Source organism: Pontibacter silvestris (assembly GCF_020907275.1).
Taxonomy (GTDB): domain Bacteria; phylum Bacteroidota; class Bacteroidia; order Cytophagales; family Hymenobacteraceae; genus Pontibacter; species Pontibacter silvestris.
On sequence record NZ_JAJJWI010000062.1, the window covers coordinates 1 to 2,493 of the forward strand.

General features: G+C 63.5%; 1 protein-coding gene and 1 pseudogene. Both read left to right on the forward strand.

The features are described from left to right. Window positions 1-7 precede the first annotated feature (7 nt). Window positions 8-232: pseudogene (locus tag LN995_RS22225) on the forward strand (immunoglobulin domain-containing protein); the annotation flags it as partial. A gap of 12 nt (window positions 233-244) precedes the next feature. Continuing rightward, window positions 245-2,493 (forward strand): Ig-like domain-containing protein (locus LN995_RS21430; RefSeq protein WP_229963140.1); only part of this gene is annotated, 2,249 nt, incomplete at its 3' end.

Here is a 2,493-nt window from a genome sequence, read left to right on the forward strand (position 1 = left end):
CAACCCTATACCGGTTGCCCCAGTTGTCACCGGCAACCAGAGCATCTGCCACGGCACCTCCACCACCCTCTATGCCTCGGCAACACACGGGGCGACTTTCAACTGGTACAGCACTGACGGAGACAAGGTCTTCTCAGGCAGCGCTTTCTCAACACCTGAGCTGACTGCCGCCGCCACCTACCAAGTGGAGGCCGTCAGCGACAAAGGCTGCGTTGGCCCCCGCTCCACGGTCACCGTACCCGTCATGGATCCCCTGGGCAACAACACCATCAGCCAGGCCCAGGCCATCTGCAGCGGCTCCACCCCCTCCCCCCTGACCGGGTCTCAGCCCACAGGGGCAGGGGGAACAGGCGATTTCGAGGATTATGAGTACCTGTGGGAGATCAGCTATGACGGAGAAAACTTCAGCAACGCCCCTGGTGTTTATTACCAACAGCACTACACCCCAAAAGGTCTCTTCACTGCTAACACCTGGTTCCGGAGAGTGGTCACCTCCTGGAGCTGCCAGCAGGAAAAAAGCATCAGCAACGAGGTGCTCATACAAGTGACCCCGCTGCCCCAGGCGCCTGCTATCGCCGATGCCCAGGTATGCTATGGCACCAGTGTCACTCTGCAGGTACAGAACCCCGACCAGGCGCTCACCTACAAGTGGTACAACCAGCAGGGAAGCCTTTTAGCAACAGGGGCCTCTTTCCCTGTCGCCGCGGCAACCTCCTCGGCCACCTATTATGTGGAGGCCGTCACCAGAACCGCCACCCCCTGCCCCAGCACAGCCAGGACCCCGGTCACCCTGACCGTGACACCGGCGCTGGTGGGAGGAGACCTCATCGCCGCCCCCGCCGCCACCCTGTGCCAGGGGGCCTCTCCCGGAACCCTGGACGGGGAAGCCCCCACAGGTGGGAACGGCCCCGGCTCCTACAGCTACCAGTGGCAGCAGAAAACAGAGGCCCAGGACGCCTTTGAGAACATCACAGGGGCCACCGCACCTGCCTATGAACCCGGGCCTTTGCTGGTGTCCACCTCATTCCGCCGCATCGTCCGCTCAGGCGAGTGCAGCCTTGTCTCCAACTCCGTGCTGGTGGAGGTGCAGCCGCCCCTGACTAACTACGGCATACGCTCCTCCGACACCTCCCCTGTCTGCCACAACACCCTGCCCGGGCTGATAGAAGGCGACGCGCCTGAGGGAGGCGCCGGGGAAGGCTCCTACACTTACCTGTGGGAGTGGGCCAAGGCGGACGGGCCCGGCGACTTCGTTGACGCCCCCGGTGTCAACAACCAGAAGGACTACACCCCCACAGTACCCCTCACAGAGTCCTACATCTTCAGGCGAACCGTCTCCTCCGGCGCCTGCGCCGCTGTGCAGAGCACGGTGCGGGTGGAGGTGTATGCCCCGCTCGTAAACCGGATCGCCAACCCCCTCACCCAAATCTGCCAGGGGGAGCTGCCCGGGACCTTCAGTAGCGCAGTGCCTGTGACAGGGGGCGACCCGGAGGCAAACACCATCCGGTGGGAGCGCAGCCACAACGGAGGACCCTTCCAGGCCGTGGCCGCCACAGAGAGCTATCAGCCTGCCGAAGGGCTGGCCGCCGGAACATGGCAGTACCGCCGCATCATCACCCCGGGCAACTGCCAAGGGGGCAGCAGCAACACCATCACCATCGAAGTCACCCCGCCCATTGAGGGAAATGAGATCGCACCCGCAGGCCCTCTCTGCGCGGGCTCTGCCACAGAACTCAGGGCAAGAGGCCCCCTGAGCGGAGGGAACGGCGTCTTCGAGGACTTCCAGTGGCAGCAAAGGCTGGAAGGCGCCAGCGCCTTCCAGGACATAGCCGGCGCGACGGGCGACACTTACACGGCCACACCCGCGGCCTCCACCTGGTACCGCAGGATCGTCCGCTCCGCAGGATGCACCAGCACCTCAGAGCCCGTACTCCTGCAGGTAGAGCAGCCCATCGTAAACCAGATAAGCGGCGAGCAGAGCCTCTGCCAGGGGCAGGCGCTGGAAAAGCTCGCCTCCGCAGCCCTCTCCGGCGGGAACGGGGACTACACCTACCAGTGGGAAAGAAGCGAATCCGGCCTGCCCGGCTCTTTTGAGGAGATCCCCGGGGACAATGCCCGCCAGCAGGACTACCTCCCCCAGAACGTCTCCACAAGCCCCTCCTGGTTCCGCCGGAGGGTAACCGGCGGGGCATGCGGCCCTGTCTACAGCAACAGCGTCAGGGTTTTCTACTACCCGCCCGTGGAGAACCAGGTGGAAGGCGACCAGCAGGTATGCCTCGGCAGCCTCGCATCCCCTATCGGCAGCCCTGCCTCCCAGGGCTACTCCTACCAGTGGCAGAGAAAGACTGAGACACAAACCCAGTACCAGGACATACAAGGAGCCACTACCGCTTCCTTTCACCCGGGCCTACTGCAGCAAAGCACATCCTTCAGAAGGATGGCAACTTCCCATGAAGGTTGCTCGGTAACTTCTAAAGAGATCCTAATAGTCGT